15 protein-coding genes and 1 pseudogene are annotated in these 22594 nt (G+C 45.1%); 8 read left to right on the top strand and 8 right to left on the bottom strand.

What is annotated here, in order from left to right; translation table 11 throughout:
- Positions 1-13 precede the first annotated feature (13 nt).
- Positions 14-310 (top strand): IS66 family insertion sequence element accessory protein TnpA, encoded by a 297-nt coding sequence (gene tnpA, locus ACYQ28_RS10790; RefSeq protein WP_460050021.1) that lies wholly within the window; start codon positions 14-16, stop codon positions 308-310.
- Positions 307-663, top strand: a pseudogene (gene tnpB / locus ACYQ28_RS10785) (IS66 family insertion sequence element accessory protein TnpB). The gene tnpA and the pseudogene tnpB overlap by 4 nt, the downstream one beginning before the upstream one ends.
- 652 nt (positions 664-1315) lie before the next feature.
- Here tnpB and ACYQ28_RS10780 read toward each other — a convergent pair.
- The 4 genes from ACYQ28_RS10780 to ACYQ28_RS10765 are packed head-to-tail and all read right to left on the bottom strand — an operon-like array spanning position 1316 to position 11752.
- Positions 1316-1870 (bottom strand): hypothetical protein, encoded by a 555-nt coding sequence (locus ACYQ28_RS10780; protein WP_460050023.1) that lies wholly within the window; start codon positions 1868-1870, stop codon positions 1316-1318.
- Positions 1858-9060, bottom strand: a complete 7203-nt coding sequence (locus ACYQ28_RS10775; RefSeq protein WP_460050025.1) for a PKD domain-containing protein — start codon at positions 9058-9060, stop codon at positions 1858-1860. Before ACYQ28_RS10775 ends, ACYQ28_RS10780 begins: the two co-directional genes overlap by 13 nt.
- A gap of 54 nt (positions 9061-9114) precedes the next feature.
- Complete coding sequence (locus ACYQ28_RS10770) at positions 9115-10524, bottom strand: hypothetical protein (RefSeq protein ID WP_460050027.1); 1410 nt, start codon at positions 10522-10524, stop codon at positions 9115-9117.
- Positions 10525-10528: 4 nt separating this feature from the next.
- Positions 10529-11752 carry a hypothetical protein gene (locus ACYQ28_RS10765; protein WP_460050029.1) on the bottom strand — a complete coding sequence of 408 codons (1224 nt, stop codon included), beginning with the start codon at positions 11750-11752 and terminating at the stop codon, positions 10529-10531.
- A gap of 897 nt (positions 11753-12649) precedes the next feature.
- On the opposite strand from ACYQ28_RS10765, the gene ACYQ28_RS10760 reads away from it, so the two are divergent.
- Positions 12650-12883, top strand: a complete 234-nt coding sequence (locus ACYQ28_RS10760) for a hypothetical protein (RefSeq protein ID WP_460050031.1) — start codon at positions 12650-12652, stop codon at positions 12881-12883.
- A gap of 176 nt (positions 12884-13059) precedes the next feature.
- Here the strand turns inward: ACYQ28_RS10760 and ACYQ28_RS10755 are convergent, their stop codons facing one another.
- On the bottom strand, positions 13060-13227 hold the full coding sequence (locus ACYQ28_RS10755) for a hypothetical protein (RefSeq protein WP_460050033.1): 168 nt from the start codon (positions 13225-13227) through the stop codon (positions 13060-13062).
- 359 nt (positions 13228-13586) lie between these two features.
- Between ACYQ28_RS10755 and ACYQ28_RS10750 the strand changes: the two genes are divergently transcribed.
- Entirely contained in the window at positions 13587-14651 is a 1065-nt protein-coding gene (locus ACYQ28_RS10750; RefSeq protein ID WP_460050035.1) for a hypothetical protein, read from the top strand.
- 20 nt (positions 14652-14671) lie between these two features.
- Here ACYQ28_RS10750 and ACYQ28_RS10745 read toward each other — a convergent pair whose 3' ends face one another.
- Positions 14672-15457: a 2OG-Fe dioxygenase family protein gene (locus ACYQ28_RS10745; protein ID WP_460050037.1), complete on the bottom strand. Its 786-nt coding sequence runs from the start codon at positions 15455-15457 to the stop codon at positions 14672-14674.
- 152 nt (positions 15458-15609) lie between these two features.
- On the opposite strand from ACYQ28_RS10745, the gene ACYQ28_RS10740 reads away from it, so the two are divergent.
- The 3 genes from ACYQ28_RS10740 to ACYQ28_RS10730 all read left to right on the top strand — a co-directional run bounded on the left by ACYQ28_RS10740 (position 15610) and on the right by ACYQ28_RS10730 (position 18455).
- Positions 15610-16371, top strand: a complete 762-nt coding sequence (locus ACYQ28_RS10740; protein ID WP_460050039.1) for a hypothetical protein — start codon at positions 15610-15612, stop codon at positions 16369-16371.
- 4 nt (positions 16372-16375) lie between these two features.
- Entirely contained in the window at positions 16376-17311 is a 936-nt protein-coding gene (locus ACYQ28_RS10735; protein WP_460050041.1) for a hypothetical protein, read from the top strand.
- A 976-nt stretch (positions 17312-18287) separates the two neighbouring features.
- On the top strand, positions 18288-18455 hold the full coding sequence (locus tag ACYQ28_RS10730) for a hypothetical protein (RefSeq protein WP_460050043.1): 168 nt from the start codon (positions 18288-18290) through the stop codon (positions 18453-18455).
- A gap of 132 nt (positions 18456-18587) precedes the next feature.
- On the opposite strand, the gene ACYQ28_RS10725 is transcribed toward ACYQ28_RS10730, so the two are convergent.
- The gene (locus tag ACYQ28_RS10725) at positions 18588-18827 is read right to left on the bottom strand and encodes a helix-turn-helix domain-containing protein (protein WP_460050045.1); all 240 of its coding nucleotides are present in this window, start codon (positions 18825-18827) and stop codon (positions 18588-18590) included.
- 1046 nt (positions 18828-19873) lie between these two features.
- Here ACYQ28_RS10725 and ACYQ28_RS10720 point away from each other — a divergent pair.
- Positions 19874-20062: a hypothetical protein gene (locus tag ACYQ28_RS10720; RefSeq protein WP_460050047.1), complete on the top strand. Its 189-nt coding sequence runs from the start codon at positions 19874-19876 to the stop codon at positions 20060-20062.
- Between the two features lie 869 nt (positions 20063-20931).
- Here the strand turns inward: ACYQ28_RS10720 and ACYQ28_RS10715 are convergent.
- The gene (locus ACYQ28_RS10715; protein ID WP_460050049.1) at positions 20932-21999 is read right to left on the bottom strand and encodes a hypothetical protein; all 1068 of its coding nucleotides are present in this window, start codon (positions 21997-21999) and stop codon (positions 20932-20934) included.
- Positions 22000-22594 lie beyond the last annotated feature (595 nt).

Below are 22594 nucleotides of genomic sequence, written 5' to 3'. Positions count from 1 at the left end.
TTGGAGGTTACCCATGGCCCAACGCTCTCGTCAGCAATGGCAATCGCTCATTGAAGAATTTGAAAACAGCCAGCTCACACAAACCGCATTCTGTAAATCACATAACCTGAACCCCAAATATTTCAGTCTTAAACGCAGTAAATTAAAGCGTGAGAAAGTTAACGACCAAGCGGCATTTTCACCCGTAGTCGTTGCTCCGTCTGCGACAGTGAATGTCCCAATAGAACTCTTTGTGGGTTCGGTCATAATAAAATTGGCACCGTCAATCACACCCGATTATTTGGCACAATTGATTCGGTCGTTGGCATGATCAAGTGGCGCAAGGATATTCCCATTTACCTGCACAGAGCGCCAGTGGATTTCCGTAAATCCATTAATGGTTTGTCGGTGATTGTCGTTGAGGCTTTGCAGTTAACAATCACCGAACCGAGCCTGTTTGTGTTCTGCAATAAAACTCGTCGTCAAATTAAGGTGTTGTATTGGGATGTCACCGGTTTTGCGCTGTGACAGAAGCGGTTAGAGCAGGATCGGTTTAAATGGCCGAAACAACAAAACGCGGACATTATTTCTCTCACCCATGAGCAGTGGTGTTGGTTGTTACGTGGGTTTGATCTGACAAAAATACATCCGCATACACCGATTTTTTATCGAGATGTGATGTGATTTTTAGTACAATATCGCCATGAAAAATACGGCGGATTTAGAAAAAGAAAATACTTTTCTGCGCGAGCAATTGACCAGCAAGACTTATTATTGCCCGTTATGGAGGCTGTGCAACGTGAAGCCTGAGTGCTGCCCGCAGACGCGATAGCGACGCAGTGGCGGACTCCCCGACCGGCACGATGTCAAATGTAAGGTCTGACCCCTTTGGTTTGTCGCAATCAGTTTATCACCTGGCCAGCCTTTTTTCTCTATATATCAATTGCTTATAGCTTAAGGAAGTGCCATTCAGGTCTAACCCCTATGGTTTTGTGGCAAATTTTATGGTGGGACTATGCAACACTACAACATAGATAAATTATTAGACTTACCAAATTGGCCGACCAAAAGCGCCTCTATAAAGTTATTCCTAATTACCACGAAAGCTAAGCCACTCCTTTGTGTAAGCACACCCTAACTGCTAAGACCAGTTATTCTAGTGGCCTGGATAGACAAAATTAGCACTTTCCTGAGTCTTTTCGGCCCTCAACCGGAACGGCAATTGGTATATATGGATCAGATATGCAAGTATCGCAGCACCAAAAAGTTACTGTTCAAACGTTGGCTTAGTAATAGTAGTAATTAGGAAGTTATTTTCGTTCACAATGTATTTTATTCACCAAGGCTCATAAGGCACTTCAGTTAGTTCTGCGAGTCCAATTTTCGACAACACCTTAATCACCAATCTAGGATAACCAATTGAGCTATCAATAACTTCGTTATTCTTTAATTTTATAGATGTGTAAACTCCTTTTAAATGGCCAAACATGACCCCTGCATATAATTCAATCTTTGCATTAGAAATATTTTCAACAAGCTGACACAGCGAATCGACATCAATCTTAATCGTCGGTTCAGTTCCCGCGCAAGCTAATTCACTTTGAGAAGTAGATACCTTACAACCGATAAGACCTGCGACACCTCTATAACTTTCTACAAAAAAACCTATAGCATTTCCAGAAAACCATATAGTAACACCTAAAGATTTTAAATTTCTGGGTATTATTTTGATTTCACTATCAACCACATATTCGTATTTATTGTTTTTTTCTAAGTCTTCATTTACAGCAATGTCAATTTTGTTAGATGAAAAAAATTCTGTCCTCTTACCAAATTCACAAAAAAAATCTTTTATGTAGCCTCTGCCCATAGATTTAATCAATTTTGGCATCTGCAGTCTTCACCAGACGCAGCCCCTGTGGCACCTCCTGCAAGTCCTCCTCCGAGTGCGAAAGAACCGTTGAAGTCGCCGGCAGGTAATGACACAGGCGAATCCCTATGCCAGTGACTAGGAGTATTTGGCCTGCCACCATGCGCACTAAAATGTTGTCTTTGTGTATTGCGATTAAAAGACCATCCGAACCTAGAGTTACCCCTGTTAAATATGCCCGGCCTAGGAGGAAAACTGCCAAATCGTCCAGCCGCATTTGCAGACCGGCCGAAGAGTACCCCACCGGGTCCGGTTGATGAAAGAACTGCTCCAATTGCTGCAGTTCCAGCGACGTTTCCCCAACTTATGCAGTCCCAGTCGCCTCCGTTTTCCAGTAATTGTGCAGCTAAATCGATTACTCCGCTAATAAAACCTCCAACTATCGGTACCAGAAACCATGCTAATTCTCCATCGGGATCGTAATACATCATGGGATTCCCACTAACATACCCAAATGTATTGGTCCCAGCAACCAACCCAATAGGATCACTTTGTACATACCGCCCGAGGCGCGGGTCATAATCCCGGTAATGGTTATAGTGCAAGCCGGTTTCAGCATCAAAATATTGCCCAGGGAAGCGCAAGTTAACAGTAATGCCATTATCGTTAGCCGGCGTTTGACCAAAGGCTGTACCTTCCCAGTTCCAAACAATATTTTGCGCGGGGTCGGTAGCAAAACGCGTGGTCATTAAATGGTCGGTATGCAAAAAGCTCAGTTGCTCTGCGCCGCCTTGATTGTCAATTTGCGCAATGGGTTCAGTGGTGGCCCAAATATAATCTTTTTCCACCACGCCGGTTGTGCTGGTCTCACTAATCAGCATGCCGTACATATCATAGTGGTAGATCGTGGTGGTGTCGTTGCCGCCCTGGTCGAACACGGTTTTGCGCGTGCGCAACCCTTCGTCGTTATAAATATATTGCGCGATGAGTTCGCCATCTTGCAACACTTGGTAGAGTCGGTTAGCGTCATTATAGGTGCGGGTTTGCACGTTTTGCACGGTGGTGAGGTCGTCGCGAAAGGCGCTTAAGCTCTGCAACTGGTTGCTGCCGGCGCGGTAGGTGTAGGTCTCGCCATTGGTTTGCGCGTTGTTGTCGGTTTGATTGCGCGACAGCCGGTTATGGTTTAGGTCGTAATCAAATTCAAACGGCGCGGCACCGTCGATGGCATCCCCGCTGAGGCGATCCAGGGCGTCATAGGTGTATACGCTGGTTTGCGGCGTTGTGGTGCGGCTAAGCATGTTGCTATTAGCATCGTAGTTATACAGCCGCTGGTCCAGAATTAAGCTTAAATTGGGGTTAAATAACTGTTGAGAAATCAAGCGGCCTTGTAAATCGTAGCCTCGCTCATCCACTAAGCCATTGCCGTACACGCTGCGGATCATGCGGTTATCGCCACGATAACGCATGTCAGTAACAACGGATGTTTGCACGCCGTTTACCTGGGCAGAAACCGATTCAATGCGCCGCACGCCATCCCGGCCAATGGATACCACACGCCCGGTTGGGTAGGTCATTTGAATTAAATTATCGCCGTCATCGTAATTGTATGAGGTGGTGTAGCTTATCCCCAATTCCACTTTGATCATTTGCACCAGGTTGCCAAAGGCATCATAGGCGTAGCTGTAGCTACCGCTTTCATCAATGCGCCCGCACAGCCGGCCAAGCCCAAAGGGGCAGTTATCGTAGAGGTAGGTCACATCTTCGGTTTTACCGGCGATGGTGTTGGGGAAGCTTTTGCTTACTGGCCGCTCCAGCTCATCGTAGCTGTAGGTCATAGTAATGCCACGTCCATCGGTCATGGTGATCAGGTTATTGGCCTGGTCATAGCTGTAGCTGAGGGTGCCGCGATCCGGGCTGGATTCGGTGAGTTTTCGGCCCAGCACGTCATAGGTAAAGCTAGTTACTACGCCGTTGGGGGCAATCACCTGGGTAATACGGTCGTTGGTGTCGTACTGGTAGCGGGTAATGCCGCCCAGGCGGTGGGTATTGGCAATTAGCCGGTCTTCGCCGTCATATTCATTGCTTTCAAAGGCGCCGTTAGGATCAACCCATCGGTCCAGGTTATTGTTACGGTCGTAAAAATATTGATTAATGGAATCCTCTTGATTTACATGAGGAGCCCGCGATTCAATCATGCGGTTGCGATTGTCATAGGCATTGCGCACCATTAATGCCAGAGAGCCATCACTGCTGCGGGTATCCACGGCAATTAAATTATTGTAGCCGTCATAGCCGTAATTAATGGTCTGATTTAGGTTATCGGTCACCCGTGTAACCCGGCCTTTTTCATCATAATTAATAGAGATGGTGATGTTATCGGGGGTAATTAAGCGGGTGGTTTGACCGGCTTCATCATAAAAATATTGCGTGGTACGGCGATTACCAGGGCTGCCTTGGGGTGGAATTTCTTCAATTAAACTCAACAGACCCTGGCTGTTATAGCTGTAGAGCACCTCCAATAAATTAGGTGTCACCATGCGGGTCACCAAGCCCCGGCTGTCATATTCCATGGTGGTGGTATGACCCAGGGCATTGACGATGGTCTCCACATTGCCGCGATCATCACGGTTAAATTGTGTGGCATGATCATTGGGGTTAACAAATTCGGTCAATAAACTGAATTGATCATAGTCATAATCGTATTCAGCTTGGTTAAATTCCTCCCGCACCTGGGTGGCTTTTCCGTTGACATCAAATTGCCGGTTAATGACCGATTGATTGGGCCGCGTAGTTTGGGTGGCATTACTGTTGGCATCACGCTGGGTTAGGGTTACCCGGCCAACCCCATCCACATAGCGCAGCGGCATGTTGCGAGCATCACTCTCGGTTACGCTGATATTGCCGTTAAAATCTACTTGGCGGTTGTTGATGTCTTCCACCAACATGGGGGCTGGGGCTGGGTCTTCTTCGGTTGCGGCCATCTCCGGCGGAATTAAACCGCGCACGTCCGCGACTTCTAGGTTCATGAAGCTGCCGTCGGGCTGCATGGTTTCTTGAATGCGGCCGGCAAAATCGAAGCGGTATTCTTTGCGATTACCACGTTGGTCCACCTGCACACTCATCAGATGCGTGTTGGGCATATACTCAAATATCCGCTCATCATCATTAGGCTCAATGATGGACACCAAATTACCCTGGGAGTCGTGCTCAAAGCGGGTTACCCGGTTCATAGGGTCGGTGATGGACTGAATGCGACCGTTGGCATAGGCAAAGTTATATTCCATGCCTACCGGGTCGATAATAGTTTCGATCCGATCCAAACCATCGTAAATATAGGTGGTCACATTACCATTGCGATCTATTTTGCGGCTTTGCCGGCCCAGGCTATCAAACCGGTATTCGATGCCGGAGCGCATGCGCCGGCTAAAGGTGCCATCGGGCAATTGGGTTAATGTGGTGTAATCCCCCGGTGGCGAGATATAACCGCCCTCAGAGTCAGGCATATAAAGCAGGCTGGTTTTGGTGCCGGTGGTAAGCAGCACTTTTCCATCATTCTGCTCATACACTTTTTGCAATCCGGCCAAGCTCCAGCCCGCGCCAAATTCACTGTTGCTGCGGTTATCGATAATGACCTCACCGGGAACTACGGTAGAACGGAAGGAAATGGGAAATTGGCATTCCACAGTTAAATCAAATTGATGCACGCCGGTGGCCAGGCTCTCGCCATCAAACTGAATGGCAGGGCGAGATGTTCGGAATTGACCGCGGATATCCGGCACTACTTGCACCTGGCTAAAGCGTTTATCGGTCATGGCAACCCCGCCGACGCTCAGCTCTAACGACATGGTCTGCGGCGGTGGTGCCTGGTTACCAAAGCCAGAAACAACCGGAATAATGGGCCGCACGTCGGCGTTGTTGGAGTTGTATTCCAAGCGAATGGAACGGTTTTCACCCAAGGAATAATAACTGGGTAATTGGTGGTATTCGCCTAAATTACCAGTTTGTTTGTCAATCATGCAGCCGGCATTGGTGCAATTTGCTTTTTCACAACATGGAGGTAGCGGCTCCTGATTATCTGGGGCTTTAGGATTTTGCGAAGGCTCCTTTTCGTTACGAGGCATATCTGGATTGGCCACCGGCTCCTGGGGTAGAACCCCGTGCCAAGAATTACTAAACACCACGCCGCCAATGGAATCAATAGTACGGCCATCGGCACTTACCAAACCCTCACCAACCTTTTCAAATTCACCGGTATCGTGATTTAAGGCAAAGAAATCCATGCGCGAACCGGGTGGAAAATTCTCCACATTTGGAAAAGAAATCGGCACCGGTTCTGGGTAAGTCACTCCAAAAGGCTGTATGGAAATATAGGTACTTAAGCCCAGCCCTTCCGGCAATGGTTGCGGTCCCTGGTTGGGATTGTCCACGCGAGTGATGGTAATGTCACCATTAAATAATTCGCCGGTGTTATCGTTAACCGCAGAACCGGCTGGAATCGTCAGGCGTACCGGCTCAGAAATACTCAAGCCATCGATGAAGCGGCTACTGGTTATTGTGGACGTGGTGGTTGGGTCCACAGAATCGGTGGCCGCGATATCCAGAGGCAGCAAAAATACCGGCGTATCGAGTTGGTTAACGGCTCCAGCTACCAGACGCACCACTTCTGGCACTGTAGCAAACCGGCCCAGAGCGGGATCCACGGTAGAGCCATCAATCAGCAAACGGGTGTTGCCGCTGATACTTAAGTCATCAAAAAAGAAATTGCCATTAACATCCGACCGGACTCGTGATTCGCCCACATGTAGAGTAACACCCGGTAAAGGCTTGTTGCCATCGCTTAATACCTGTCCCGATAAGCGCGTAGTACCATCAGCGGGAGGCACCGTAATGGTAACAGCTTCGCTGTCGCTAAAGCGGCCATCGGTAACGGAAAAGCTCAAATTAAATACGCCCACTTGCCCAGCCTCTGGCCGAAAACTCAGTAAGCCGGTGCGGGCATTTAAACTGAAATTCGGCGGCAATGGCATGGGCGCTACGCCAAAGCTTAAAATATCGCCGTTAGGGTCACTGGCGACAAGTTGCATGGTAAACCTTTGCCCCAATTGGGCAGTTTGATTACCAATGGGTGCCAGCACTGGGGACTCGGCATCTGCGCCAGTTACGGTGATTTGATAGGTTTGTATCACCGGGGCGTTCACACCATCGCTGACACTTAGACGCACATCTACCTGGGTGTCATTTGCCGGAACCCAGCTTACCTGTCCGGCTTGATCCAGCGTTAACCCTAGCGGCCCTTGTAATAAAGAATAACTCAACGGGTCGTTTTCTGGGTCTTGGGCAATGACTTGATAGCGATAGGGCTGGTCGATTTGTGCAGCAATTACCGGTGTGGAAGTAATACTTGGCGGATCATTAGCAAGTGGTGGGACAACTTCAATTAATACTGTATCCGCCGGGCTGGATAATTGGCCGTCGCGCACAATCAGCTGGGCGACAAAATCCCCTGTAATATCCGGTGTAAATATTGGGGAGCCACTGGCTGGGTTTTGCAACACAGCGTTACTATTGGTGGGCAAAAAAATTAAGGACCAGAAAAAATCTAACGTATCACCATCCGCATCAAAAGACGTTGTACCATCCAACGTTATTGGCTCACCCTCAAAGACTTGGAGATCTGAGCCCGCATTGGCCACTGGGCGACTATTAACTGTAGAAATAACGGCTTGATCCGGTGCGCTAACCTGGCCTTGTTTTTCAATAATTAATTGCACCAAATAATCACCGGGCTGGTCAATAATAAATTGCGGGTTAAAGGCCTCAGCATTAGTTAGCTCGGCAGTGGAATCTTGCGGCGCATGCAATAAATGCCAATGATAGGTAATAAGCGCGGCATCTGGGTCACTGGCATTGCCGGCTTCCAATTGCACAGTTTGATTTATTTCTACGGCAATATCCGGCCCAGCCTTAGCGATAGGCACTAAGTCGCCGGAGGTGAGTAGTATTCGCTCTGGATTACTGTCTACGCTGCCGTCATTAACAATCAAACGAAAAATATATTCGCCGTTAGCATCGGTGGTTAATATCGGGCGCAATTGATCGCTGGTGGTAAAATCCAAATTAGACCCTTGCGGTGCGCTTTCTAACTCCCATAAAAAGGTTAGTGGGTTGCCGTCTACATCGCTTGACCCAGCACCGTTTAGTTGAATCGTTTCTCTGGCAAAAACTTGTTGATCCGTGCTGGGATTAGCCTGCGGTGCAGTATTTAGCGTGGAAATATGAACACTATCCAAGGCCATATCTTGGCCATCACTCACCTGTAAGTTAACGCGGTAATCACCGGCCTCATCAATTACTACAACTGGCCTCAAAGCGGTTGGGTTTTGGATGGTAGCCGTGCTGCCTTGGGGAGCGCTGATAATCTCCCAGAAAAAACTTAACCGATCGCCATCGCCGTCTGATGATCCTTGTCCATCCAAGGTAACGAATTCACCAATTTGTGCGGATTGATCCAAGCCAGCATTAGCTATAGGTGGCTCGTTAGGTTCGGGTTCAATTTCAGGGGGATTTACCGTAACAAGTAGGCTGTCTGAGGCGAGTGCGCCATCATCATCTTGCACCGTAACCAAAAGGGTAAAATTTGTTTCTTGCTCCACAACCGGCGCCACAAAACTGGCCATAGCCATATCATCATTCACAATGGCAATAACACCGGATACTTCCCGCCATCTATAGGATGAGATTTGGCCATCACTGTCCGCAGCCAGGGCGAATAAATTCACCATAGCTCTGGACTCAACGGTTTGATTTTCACCCGCGTCAACGGTTGGTGAAATATTAACGGCTTGCACCACCACTCTGGTGGAGTCTGTGCTGCTATCACCATCATCATCCGTAGCGGTTAAAGTAAAACGAAAGGTTGTGTCCTCCAACACATTGGGAGCGATAAAACTGGCATTGCGTTGGGTGCGATTATTGATCGTAATGGTGTCGGTATTTTCGGACCAGAAAACTTCCGCGATTTCACCATCGCGATCGGTAGCGGAGCCATTTAATTGAACCGTATCGCCCGCAATAACTGTTTGATTGTTTCCTGCATCTACACTCGGCGGGTTATTATCCGGTCCTTTTCCACCGCAACTACTGATCGCAATGGCTAAACATAACAAAGCCAAAATTTTCCAATGGTTTAGATGACGTATTATCATGGTCATTGCGATCCGTAGCAGTGGATTAACGGAGTGGTTATTTAAATGGTATTTTTCGTTTTATAAGGGCAACCTGCTAGAGGGCACGGGATAGACCTTCCCGCTTACCGTGTGCAAATTGACGCCTGCCATGCCGTCAAACCCGCTTTTTAATTCAACTTGTACGATTTCTTCACCGTTGGTGAATCGGGACAATTGTGCGGTTTGTCGAGCATTGGGAGCGAAAGCGACTGATGCGATTAAAGTGCTTGACCCTCGCGGTAAATTGACTATCACACTAGCTGTTGATTGCTCCAAGGTACCGACTAAGGCGTCACTGGTAACGTTAACAATGAAATCATTTATTGGGATTATGATCATCCGTACCGTAGAACCAACCGGGACGTTGGAGGCTTCGAATTCAACGGCGACTCTACTAAGGTTTGCTGGTAAAACCAGATCATTTTCACCCGTAGGATTGAGGGGAACTGCTTGTCCAGCGATTGTTGCAATTCGAATTGTTGGGAAAAGCCCTAGGAATAAAGGTCGTGGCGCAGAAGATGAAAAAACTCCCTCAGGAAAAACATTACCCGAAAATTGAATATTTTCAGCCTCTATTCGTGCTCGGCCGGGGCTTCCGTCACCGCCTTTCGCTCTAGAATCCGTACCACCAATAGTTCCCCCAATTCCACCACTTACGTTGATGATTCCACTACCGGACAAGGTTGACGTGACAATTCTAATGCCGCCACCACTACCACCACCACCTCCAGAAGCAGTGCTTATATTCACTATTGATTCATCAGACGCACCGTCTCCACCAACTGCTGTAATTAAACCATTCAACGTTAACGTTCCTGATACCGCTAAAAGCATGGCACCACCTCCTCCTCCTCCTGCTAAACCAACTACACGCGAGGAAGGAGTGCGCAAAAATCCTGCACCACCACCTGAGCCACCAAGTAATGGTTGTAGCGCTCTCGAACCATATTCTGATCCTGCATTAATTGATGAGGAACAATTTTCATCAAGACCACGGGAGAAGAATCCTGCGCCCGCACCGGGGCATGCGAGTCCAACATCTACTCCACCGGTAGCACCACCAGGCCCCTGACCAGTACCGCCTCTGAGCCCTAGCGCTTGAGCTAGGCCGCCAGCGTACCCTCCTGCTGGAGGGATACCAAATTCACCACCATTAATACCGCTCATATCAATGGTGCCGTCAATAACTGCATCACCTTGCACAAGAACAAAAGCGGGGGTATTAGCACTATTACCGAAAAAACGCACCGTTACACCTTCAGGAATATTAATAGTCGCATAGTTAAGAATGCCATCATCAGGGATAACGATTGATATATCTGCTGTGGGATTTAAATTTCCATCAGCACCTGTGCTACCGCTATCAAAGCCCAATGCCAAAGGGGCGATTAACAATGCCGCCAGCGCGGCGATGAGTTGACGCTTCATCAGTAAGCTCCTGAAAATCATTTAATTATTGAAAAATTAATGTGGGTGCCAACCCATTGCGACTGAGGGCGTTAATACCAGTGAATGATTGCAAATTAATACTGCTTTGGGCGCGGCCAATATTTGCAGCGATTGTGACTGTTATAGTGAGTTCCCGGCCTTGCGAGCCAACGGAAAATCCATCCAACGTGATACCAGTCGCAGGAGAAAAAGTAATGTCGGCAATATCTTGTAATCCAACGCCGGTAATAACAAAGGTGCTCTGTTGTCCTCTGGGTAAAGTAATATCGGCAGTGTCGTTCAATAACGAACCAAGAATGATTTCCAGCGATGGACCGAAAAAGTTATTGAAATCACTGCCAAGCACTCCGACTTGCAGGCCTAAAACTGAATTCGTAGGACCTAGGTTGACACCAACCTGTGGGCCAAGCACCTCGTTCATGATGCTCAAATTCACACCCACCGGTCTGGACAATATGTTATCTGTGGTTAAATCACGGAATTCTGGGGAATCAACCTCAAACTGAGACAAATAATCGGCGAAGGACTGGCTGACGAAAATTGGAAAAGAAAAGGAAAATAAATTCTCGGTTGATTCAATAAATAACGAAGTATTACCTGTTGATTGCCCAGCTATAGGAATATCAATCAATTGTGAGTCAGAAGCGAGAGAGAAATCTTGAACAGAAGAAAACGCAACATTAGAGTCATCAATATCGACGGAAAATATTTCCGATGCTGGCCTTTGCTCCGAAAAACTAAACTGGAAATTTTTAGGTGTAGAGTTGGGCAAAAGTACGATAGGACTGGGTGACACTCGGACCTCTGGAGCACGTCCAGCAACGGTAAACTCACTGGTGATAGCACCTAACTTGTTGCTAATTGTTAGCGTGATTTGCCCGATTTCTGCTAAAGTATTAGCCGAAATTAAAAAGCTCAGCCGATCAAAATCACTGTCTACATTAGAAATGCTAACACCCAGCGTTTCCGTTTCCACGCTCACCGATAATAAATTCTCCCCAGTGGCGCTAACAAAAACGGAATCACCAAGGTTAACAAAGAAAGGAGAAAGCGTATCAATAACAGGAGCGCCAGACTGTCCTTGTGTGAACACCTCAATAATATTGCCAGAGCCGTCATACCGATATTCGATAACCTCTTCTGTTTGCGCAAAAACTGCAGGAGAAATTAATGCAAACAAAAATATCAACAAATAAAATTCTGGCAAACCTAACCGCAATTCACGCATCCCTATGCTCTCCACATTGAGCTTATAGTTATCGTTGTTGATTGATCGCCATTAAATCGGCTATACACATTATTATTGAAATCCCGAGCACAAACAGGCCAGCACCATCACGCGTGCACTTTCGAAAAAATTCTATTAAACGCTGAAAATATCGCTAGAAGCTAGTCGTATAATTGACCCGTAATCAATAGCTACAGGTATATTCAAACGACTACATTGATTATTAATTTCGAAGATACCCGAACCCTAATATTGATTCAAGTTAAGGTATTTTTATGGAAAACCTAGTCATATAAGTAAATTAAAACCAACTTGGATTTACTTATAACCTCCACATGACAACGCAGTGAAATATGCATAAATTTTCAGAAATGATGCCTTCTAAATTATCCACACATCCATTTTTATAATTATTTGCGCCTTTATTTATTACCGATTGAATGGCTCGGTAAAAGTTTTTACGTCATTTTATTAGAAGGAAATTTTTTTGAATAATTTTGGCTAAAAATAAATAATCGCTTTTTATCTGGATTAACCACAACTTTTTCCAATTTCTCTTCTTTTAATTCTTGTTCGAATTTACATTAAGAAACAACATATAAAATTTCGTTGAAATGGTTTGATAGGGAGGTGTTTGTTAAATTCAGCCATCGTTGATAATCGTTAGCGTTGGTTATTAAGGTCTTGACGACCAAACCAAGCCTATCCATTCCACAGCAAAACTGTATTTTGTTCTTCGTCACGCTTAAGGTAGGTATTGTTTTATCCATTGAGGCGAGGTTTGTGACGTTTTATGTATCATTCCATTAAGATAATCAGCTACCCATTGGTAGTGCTGGCTATTGTCGTAGATATGGGAGCTTTCAAAAGCTTTAATATGCGCTTTTAAATTGACCAATGAACGAGGGTGATGCCTCGCAATGTTATTGGTCGGTATTGCATGCCCCCAAGCCTACGCCGCTTAGAAACTCGCTCCTCACTCAGTTGGGCGCCGGCCAAGCTAACATAGATAAAAGTGGTTCTGAATCCATCCGCTTTGGCTTGCTTGGCGTACTTGAGGTAGGTTATTCCGGAAATCGTAGATTCCACAATGAAGGATTTACCGTCGTTGATATACTGCTTAACCAGTGACAACGCTCTCTTACCGGCCGCAAGTTGCTCCTGAGAAGGACCCTGTCAACTCCAGTCTGGGTCAATCACATGAACTGTAGGGTATCGTTTCTTGATCGTCGCAGACATTGTGGACTTGCCCGCTCCATTTGGTCCTGCAACCAACCAAAACTGTGGTCTGGACATACACTATTCCTTTAGTGTTTAGGTGGGTTCTGATGAATTGATTTACGCTTTACCGCTACCATTGCTTCTTGGTAAGCTTCATCACCCAGCCTTTTTCGGCCCTCATCGGTTTCAAGCTCTCGTGCTAACTGCTCTAGTTGAATTTCATCTACTGGCCGTGGTTTCTCTTCGTGTTTCATGGTGAATCCTCCTGTAGGATCAATCACACAATGCGAAATATGGGTAATGTGGAAGACGGTTTATTCTAACACCGGCCAACCACAGGATGTGGATGCCCTATAATTTAAAAGAAATTGTGGAATGGCAGCTATGTCTTGTTTATAAATAAAGATCATCTGTTAACTGCTGATTTTTTACAAATCACCCATTTGTCAATGTAGAAATTCGCAGGCCTTACTCTATAAATCTAAAAAGCTATACACCATATTAATTATGGAGGTACTGAGCCATAAAAACAAAGTATCGCGATATTTCTGCGCTTGATTCACCATTCGACATCAGTAAATTGACCACTCCTGAGTATCAGAGTTATTACACTATGGTAAATGCGCGGATGCAGGAGGTGGCGCGAGCTATTACCGCTGGATATGGACTACCGAATCACATCGATAACGTAGTCTCAATAATTGCTAACGGTCACCAATTCAATGCCAGCACCTATCAGAAAAACAACACTCTTGTTGTTTCTATTAATGCCTCTGTACCAATATTGATCAGAACACTGTTTGATCGCTTATTGGCCCAGCCAAGTGTATTCCCAGAGTTGCCAATTGATACACCCGACGCGATTAGTTATTCACCACTTTTTATGATAGATCCTACTAGCACAGATCAGTTGGAACGTATCAACATTCACATCAGTGAAGATCGCTATTCTGCATCACGCGTTCTGGGTGATTTATGTGTCACGTATGTATTTTTGCATGAGTATGGCCATTTACTTTGTGGGCATACTCAAGCGATACGGAATATCTCGGAAGAGACAGGCCTGCTCGAGCTATTCGAATTAAATCAACCGCCAAATAAAGATTATATTGAATTAAGACAATATTGGGAGTTTCAAGCAGACTCTGTTGCCGCGGGTTTACTGATCCAGTACCTAGACGATATTGTCTCACAATCCCAGGCCCATCAAACTTGGATTTTTGACATAACAGGTTGCGAGCAAAATGATCAAAAAGGATTAGCTACTCATGTTTGCGCAATAGCTATAGCTGCTTTAAATGTATTATTTCTCTACACCGACCAATGCACTTTTCAAATCAAGGTCGAAAAGTATCATCCCCCCACTCAAACACGATTATTTTGTCTACGTGATGTGCTGTGTTCACAGATGGCTCAACGTTGGCAGCTCGACCCCAATGACATCGTAGCAACTTATTTTGACTACTACTTGGACTCTTTCCATGATGGGCTGGCTTCAATTGGCATCAACGTTGATGCCATCAATGAAGAATATATGGAAGGTTGTTACAACATATTCCGCACGCTCAAATACAGCAATGATCGATTACGGCATGTATCAGAACCATGGAGTTGGCTAAATGCCAAAGAATGGGGTAACCCTAGGGAAAACAAGGGCCATACTCATGACAGAGAATAGCCCGAGCCTCACAAGAGATATTATTGTGTCGCAGAGACCAAGATACTAAACTCAATAATTACCACATCCCGATAACCTGGTAGTGTCGGATTATCTAGCATGACCGTATCGACATGGTGAAATACAGCCCTATCGTTCACAAGAAAAAATTGCATCGGAGCCAAAGTAAATGAAACGAGGTGGGATTTGGAGTTATTGTAAATTGAATTTTCACCACCTTTGATGTTTTCAAGATCTAAGACAGCCACATGGACCCAGCACGCATCGTCCTTGTGAGGAATAGGCGGAGTCGCCTTAGCATGATACTCAGCACGAGGCTTAAGACGTATCAAATGTGCTTTCCAAGCAATACCATAGTTTGCATTTAGATTATGGGGCTTGGCCGACATATAAACAGCTGCAACATAATCCAACAATACCTTATTGTCTTGGTCGGGATTAGCTAACGCAGGCAGACGACGAGCCTTTCCTGGAAACTCAGTATTCTCTCGTTGTGAATGAATCATTGACTCACTCAAACCTATTACTAGATCATCTCCTACCTCCTGCAAAACACCTGTGGCAAAGGCCCTGAATCTCGTAGCATCAGCATCATAGGGGTCAGGCTGTAAAAAGCTAAATATTGGCTTCAGTTGATCGGCAAGTGGCTCCAAAGCAGCATTCAACTGCCACAACTCACCTACCGAAAATCCAAGACTATCGACAGCAGACCAACCGGCCAAATTAAACAATACCGGAATCGTAGCATGTTGCTTCTTATCTCTAAGTACGCTTGGTTGCTTTTGTTTTCGAATATCAGTAAACATAGATACCTCTTGAGTCGTCAGAGGGTTTAAGGCCATAAACCTGGTTAAATTTTAGGGTTTCCAGATTGCGCAGGATCAAGATAACGTTCCTGTGACAAGGTGTACGTATACAAAAATGACAAAAGTGACAGCACTGCTATGTTGGAGAAAAAATGAGCGTATTGCTGGATACTGAAAAGATTAAATCTTGTGCCAAACAGGTGGGTATTCTTTATAAAGCCCAACTTGATAAAAAAATGAGTGATATTCGAGCCGAAGTTGACGCAGGCGGCTCAGAGACGCGTGCAGGAAGCCGCGCGTGGGATGGCATAGCCATAAGTGAAAGCAATGCCCGCCTACTTGCTCAAGCATTGGGAGTACCTCATTTTGAGGCATTGAAGCACGATGAACCCCATCCTTGGATTGTCTTGAGAAATAACACTTCCAGACACAAGAAAATCATAACGATGGAGATCGAAAGCACTAATCGCAATCGATTATTTGAACTTGATATGGTAGAACCAAATGATGGGCACACGGTTAAGATCAGCGACAGATGGAGACTGAACCTAACTTTTAAGTCTGGCTACCACGCCTTAGTGGTAATTAGAAATGAAACTAAACATATGGTCATCACACCCAATGAAGCTTTTAACTTACCATCGCAATGGCAAAACAGTCAGCTAAGCCTTCCTTCTGAAGAAACTTATCTACGCTTCCCGGAAAAGGAAGGAGGCGGCTTCCGTGAAATCATCGTCATTGCATGCGATCAAAATGTCTTTCCAAAGATTAGCCTTTACGATGACAATATCTTTTCAAGTGATAAGAGAAATTCTCTAGCAACAAAATTGCTTTCTCCAGCTCTACAAGAAAAGTATTGGGTAGATAGCTATGCTTTCTACATACAAGACTCAGCTAAAACGTCACAGGAATAACGGATTGGTAACGAAAGACCAAAAGCACTTATTTGACTTAGATGAAGATCGTAACAATAAAAAGCCTGTTACCAGAATACGGGCAACTGAAGAGAGCCTGACTATCGCACAATCAGTTGCAGACGATCTAAATATTCAGATGGATGAGGAAAAAACTCGCTCACTTGCAATGAATCTATTGGGGATTTACTTCTCTGACATTACGCGTGTAATTAAAATCCAAGACCCCTCGATGATATTTGATCACTTTGTAAGTGATGATATTTCAGCTTACTCCGGTTTTACAATTGATCGACAAGCTATCATTTTCTTTGATCAAAATCTTGATAACTGGTTATTTTCGATTTTCCAAATTTTTTCCATTCGAGCTTTTTTTGTTGTAACTGATGATGTCAGAAAAGATACAAATGAAATTTTGTCCCTAATATTAAGCTGTCTAAAACAACCAAGTCTGCATCTCAATATACGCGATCGCTTGCGGCCCTATATGTCCGAATACTACAACGCTTTGCCCGTCATCAACTGCCTAACCATGACCAGTAATGCTTTTATTATTTGCCACGAAATTGCTCATTTTCAGCTCAAACACAATGGGAAGGCCAATAACTACGATCAGGAATATCAAGCAGATCAAGTTGCTTACAAACACCTACTTACTCTTTGCAACACTCCCAACGAAACTAATTACCTGAAAATTACACCCAATTTTCTATGTACTCCCTGCCTATTGATGCGATGTTTTGATTTAGTGGAGCGGTTCTACGCTAAGGAAGCCGGAGCGTGTAAACTGAGAGAAAGCCACTCCCACCCGCCGTCTGAAAAACGAGGCATAGCTCTTGAAAGAGCCAATTCGAAAACATGGAGTCCTGAAGCGTGGCATCTGTACGATGGGTTTAATGCAACCATAGACGAGCTTGCTTCTGACCTTGAATTACCCTAGGAATATAGCGTTCATCCTATTTTTACTGCCTCACACTTACAGAGACTATCCACGAATAGCAAATTACTATCGATAATTTACCCATTTAGAGATTATTTGAATTTATTTGAGTTGGTCAAATAGGATGCAAGTAGATGACTTTCGTGAGTCTTTTTCCGTTAGTAGATCTAATGCGTGATGTGGATCTATTTCCAGCGCTCTGCAGTATTGAACCAGCTCATAAATATCTATTCGCCTTTCCATACACTCAACTTTGTGCACAAAAGTATGTGGCTCACCAATAATTTCCCCCAAATAACGCAGGCTTAATCCTTTGGCTAGACGCGAGTCTTGAAGCCAGCGGATTACGCAACGGTATCTTTCAGAGGATATGGTTTATTTCATCGTACCTATAATGGGTACAGAACGAGACACAGTCCTAGCCTACGCGAAGAGACAGGAGTCGTATCAATCAATGAAATTTTCCATTGATCAGCACACAGGTCAGTGCACGCAGTGCCAGACACCAGTGCATAAGGAGGCCGTGGTTTGTACAGACTGTGGCGCTCGTTGGGGAAGTTCGAGAGGGCTGACGCGGCAACAAATCTACGATTTAGGTAATTTCTGAGTAAAACGGGGGTTGCTGGCTGAATTAATATTATTTGTCTGCAATTAAAAATCGTTGATATTAATTTATGCATCTTAAATAAAAAATAATGATAATAATGATAGTTTATTGAGAAATAGATGTTTTTTTATTCAAAAACCCCAAGGAAAGCGAGCACGAATAGGTTAACGAACGACTCAATCGGGAAGGTTTTATGGCAGTCTGCGGTCAATGTAACCTCACTCTCAATTATCCTTTGGGCAACCATAAGCCACTGTAACAACGATCTGGAGCGAGAAAACTTCCACAAAAGTTGCCATTCGCTCTGAATTTGACGACGCTTCTAAGTTGTTGACTATGGAATTCCACAACCCCACTTGGAGAAGCACCATGGCAACACATCGAGTCGGAGATTCCTATCTATCAGACGCTGAATACACTCAACATCAGATTGAAACCTGGCTGGCAATTGTTTTTGTGGCGGGAGCGCTCTCGCTGGAATTGCCGCTCACTGGGCATGTCCGGGTGATTGGCCAAAAGGGGTCCGCTTTGTATTGATCATAGGGGCGGCGTATGGAGGCGGCACTCTCGCAGCATGGCTTAACGCGGAGACACTCTGGCTATGCCAAACCGCCCTTACGTTCTTTATAGGCTACAAACTGCCGCATTTTTTATGAAGTGTAATCTGGCTTAGGACGCCTCCTGGACGATGCGGATAGCAATATGCGGGTCTTGCTCCAGTGCTTTGCAGTATTGGACAAGTTCGTAGACGTCTATTCGCCTCTCCATGCTCTCCACTTTCTGAACAAAGGAGTGCGGTTCACCAATCCGCTCACCCAAATCGCGCATACTCCAGCCCTTTGACTCTCTCGATTCTCTGAGCCAATCAACCAGTTTTCGGTAAGCCTTTGATGAAATAGATTTCTGCATGCGTACCTATTATTGGTACAATGCGTAATGTACCCAAAACGGGTACGAATTCATTCAGGTACGGCAATAGACACCTATAAATAGAATCTTGGAGGAGAATCTAGTGATTTTTGAAGCAGACCGACATCGTGGAAGCTGTGATCATTGCAAGACAGAAGTCCCAATAGATGCTGTCGTCTGTTCCGGCTGCGGCGCTAGGTGGGGAAGCTCTACGGGTAGAACCAGACAGCAAGTCTATGATGAAGGAAAGTCCACCGTGAGGACAGGGTTTATCGTGGGAACCGCTTTACTAATGTTCTTTCTGTGGACTGTCTACTTCGAGTCTCCTTGGGCGATCTTGTCTATGGTGCTGGGATTTCTTGGCGGTCCGATTTGCTTGGGGTTGATGTGGGGCGGATTCCGCACTATGAGAAAAGCAAAAACCAATCTCTCAATACAGTGGTGGCGAGCCGGATAAGTGAAACGATTGTCCGAGGCCCTTCGGTTCGCGCAAACTGGCGGCGCTTGTTCTTGACACCATAGTTTGGCCACTTTTCACTATATATCCTAATAGCGCTTCAAGGTGAAGTGCTTTTTACCTTAGCCAACCACTCTGGAAGTTAACACTAAAAACCAATGGAAGCAGTCCTTTGTTCAAATCGAGAAGAGAGGCTACAACTATAAGCATTTGAGAATATATAAAGTAAATCCAAAATCGGGGGCATTTGTGGATTAGCAGCAATTAAGTGCGACGGGCTTTTCCAAAGCCAGACTCTGGAAGACTAATGTCTAGGAAACGCACATTGAGCGTCAACGGAGAGATCAAAAAAGAAAAAAGGCGGTTTTTGCGGTGCCTTCGTCGCTGTTTCAAACACATGCCGACGGCCCCCCTATTTAAGGCAAGCGGAAATTGATGAACAGGCAAAACCCTCAAGTACCCACAGCAGTGACTGTTAAAGCCGGGACCTTTAAACTCAAGATGCCTCACGCACAGACTTGACATCAGGCACCTGCATGATCGACTATTTAGCAACCCATGAAATAACTTGCGCTAACGGTGCTGCAAAATGCGCTCTAACATCCCAATTGAAAGCAGAGACTTGTTCAAGCTCAGGCTGGCGGAAAAAGACGCTCAGAGGGAGGAGCTATTTGGCAACCCTAACTCCCAAGACTTTAAGTCTTATATTGAACAACAGGTTCACAAGAAGCCAAAGAGACTTTCGATCGGCAAACCCGCTTTTGCGCCAAAATTTTAACATCTCTACCAGCTGCTTCGAACAGTTCCCCCAGTCATTAATCATGGAATGGAGTCTGTGGAGCGCCCGAAGTGGCCAACCATAAGAGCAAATAGCTTCATGACTTGAAAGCAACAAGCCCCCCAACTGACTCAACCTTAAGCACTACCAAAAGTTTCAGCTTTCAGCCCCTCACCAGTTTCAGCTTTCAGCCCCTCACCGAATCGCTCTTAAACCGCTTGATACATCCATTGTGTTGCACCAACACGCTTTCACTCTCTCCTTTGAACAAAGGCTGGACGGCTAGCCCCAGAGAGAGCAGCCAATTGAATTTCTTCCAATACGTGATAGTTCAGCTCTCCTCAAAGTTATTTCTATAGCTGCTCCAGAATTGATCGCATATTGATCTTTGGGGCCAATTTATGGCGTCAAAGTGCAGCCAATCTATGGTGCCATGAACATTTTTTATTAAAGATGTTAGGTTATTATCAACCTTTTTTCATTGGTGACATTATTACTAATTTTAGGAATAACTTTTTACTCAGAATCGCTTTGGGCGGTTCCTGCAATGGTTGTAGGCTTCTTAGGTGGTCCAATTTGCTTGGGTTTAGTGTTGAATGGCTTTCTTACCATTAGAAGGGCGACACATGTGGTAATAACTTGGCGGAGGAATGGTTGACTTGTTGAGTGCCACCATCTCAAATTGAGGAGCACCCAATTTTCGTAGTGTCCTAAAGCCGGACGAGTGCTCATCAAGAAAACCGGCTAACTGCTCAATGACGGAGCATGATTAATCGTTGCCCGCTCATTCCTACACAATAATATCAGACCGAAATTGCGCCGACAGGTAGTGGGACATCAGTGAATTAATCAGTGAATTAATCAGTGAATTAATCACTGAAAAGTGCGTGCCTATACGCAGCATGTGAGGCTGCGGCGATGTGAAACGAATAATAGTCAGACAAAAGCTCTTCTACTTCGACTTCTAATGTTTTTCGCCATCGGACATCAGTAAAATCTCGAAACTCACCTACGATCGGATAATGCAACTCGTAATGAGCAAGAATCGATAAGCAACCAATACAAATGTTATCGGACGTACTGTTGTCGTAACCTTTGATGTTGAGGGCACTGGTAATGCCGCTCATGATTGAAGAGAACCTGAGAAATGGAGAGGGGTAGCGGCTTTTCGAATATCCTTCTGCTAGTTTTCTGGTCTCAATGGTCGACAGAGCGTACATCGATAATGACCACAGACTAAAAACAATATTTCTGTCGAATTTATTCAAAGACCACTCATAAATACTAGGTGTTTGGTTAGCTGCTAGATTGGCTATTAATAACCCACTCAGCCGATCTGCATCGTACTCATAAACTGCTACCGGAAAACGCCCACTTAAAGGTTCCTTGCTAATTTCGCCAAATGACAATTCATCAATCTGAATACTATCGAGCGTAATTTCTTGACTCAAGAGCCCCAGATGGCCGCCCAAGATGTGCGCTATTTCGTGGTAGAATACGGCGATCAAAATAGTTTTAAATATGTATCGACCAAACCCCGTTTGTTCTTCTAAAAACTGCTGGTCGGCCTGCACAAGTAGCTCTAGAACTCTCTCGACATTATCAGCGGTAAAATTCGTTGCAAATATTCTTTCACCAGCAAATGAATTTTCCTGCTCGGCATCCAGTGATGCCATAAAACAGCAAAGCCGATAAGCCCAAATAAAAGTCCCCCATTCGATGGTAATCCGGTACTCCTGTGTTGAGGGGCGCCATTTAACAGAGGCATTAATAGTTAATTCGGAACCAATAATAACGTCAATCATCCCTGACCGCTCAACTGGATAGGCTAATAACGTCTGTTCACCCAATCGTCGCAGTAGTTCCATCGTTTCCTCGACAAAAGCTTTAAATCGTCTGGGTGTGCGTGATAAAAAATGCTCTAAAGAACTTTTCATGACGTATCCGATGGGATAAGGAAATCGAGAACAATGTTGTATTCACAATATGTCGAATTAAACGGTAACTTCCTGAAACAAAAAACTCAACTTATGCAGCCAGTAACAAAGCAGTTATCTTAATTCGCCTGTAATACGCGAATTTATTCCTCCATTATTATCTGAGACGACCAATGAATGTATAAACTAACGCGCGCGAAGCCATCCGTTGACTGTATTTCCTGATCTTCCAGCCTTTTCAAAAATTTCCCGTACATCATGAGAAAGAGATTCCCATGATAGTTGAATATTCTTATCGGAGAAGCGCCCGCCAATTGAACAGCGGCGTGACTCACTCTATCCTACAGAGCTCTGCGGATTCTAAGTACTGAAACGATGGCAGCTAAACAAGTCGCCGATGAACGGTATCTCCTGAGATGTTGTACAAAGTCAGTATTGTGCGCAGAAACACTAAAAAACTACTAAGAAGTGTGACTCAGTGTCACTACTTATTGCACGACTGGATTGAACTAGGTGAGTATGAACAAATTGTTGACCGTGCCAATCTATATCTAACCAGTATCAACAAAGGAGCATCACCATGGTTTGATGCTCT

Source organism: Sessilibacter sp. MAH1, assembly GCF_054658315.1.
This window is presented reverse-complemented; position numbering and strand designations above follow the sequence as displayed.

Bases quoted from the DNA above. Each gene is read 5' to 3' on its own strand.
- tnpA (WP_460050021.1), top strand. From the start codon at position 14: ATGGCCCAACGCTCTCGTCAGCAATGGCAATCGCTCATTGAAGAATTT.
- ACYQ28_RS10780 (WP_460050023.1), bottom strand. From the start codon at position 1,870: ATGCCAAAATTGATTAAATCTATGGGCAGAGGCTACATAAAAGATTTT.
- ACYQ28_RS10775 (WP_460050025.1), bottom strand. From the start codon at position 9,060: ATGACCATGATAATACGTCATCTAAACCATTGGAAAATTTTGGCTTTG.
- ACYQ28_RS10770 (WP_460050027.1), bottom strand. From the start codon at position 10,524: ATGATTTTCAGGAGCTTACTGATGAAGCGTCAACTCATCGCCGCGCTG.
- ACYQ28_RS10765 (WP_460050029.1), bottom strand. From the start codon at position 11,752: ATGCGTGAATTGCGGTTAGGTTTGCCAGAATTTTATTTGTTGATATTT.
- ACYQ28_RS10760 (WP_460050031.1), top strand. From the start codon at position 12,650: ATGAACGAGGGTGATGCCTCGCAATGTTATTGGTCGGTATTGCATGCC.
- ACYQ28_RS10755 (WP_460050033.1), bottom strand. From the start codon at position 13,227: ATGAAACACGAAGAGAAACCACGGCCAGTAGATGAAATTCAACTAGAG.
- ACYQ28_RS10750 (WP_460050035.1), top strand. From the start codon at position 13,587: ATGGTAAATGCGCGGATGCAGGAGGTGGCGCGAGCTATTACCGCTGGA.
- ACYQ28_RS10745 (WP_460050037.1), bottom strand. From the start codon at position 15,457: ATGTTTACTGATATTCGAAAACAAAAGCAACCAAGCGTACTTAGAGAT.
- ACYQ28_RS10740 (WP_460050039.1), top strand. From the start codon at position 15,610: ATGAGCGTATTGCTGGATACTGAAAAGATTAAATCTTGTGCCAAACAG.
- ACYQ28_RS10730 (WP_460050043.1), top strand. From the start codon at position 18,288: ATGGCAACACATCGAGTCGGAGATTCCTATCTATCAGACGCTGAATAC.
- ACYQ28_RS10725 (WP_460050045.1), bottom strand. From the start codon at position 18,827: ATGCAGAAATCTATTTCATCAAAGGCTTACCGAAAACTGGTTGATTGG.
- ACYQ28_RS10720 (WP_460050047.1), top strand. From the start codon at position 19,874: ATGCGCTCTAACATCCCAATTGAAAGCAGAGACTTGTTCAAGCTCAGG.
- ACYQ28_RS10715 (WP_460050049.1), bottom strand. From the start codon at position 21,999: ATGAAAAGTTCTTTAGAGCATTTTTTATCACGCACACCCAGACGATTT.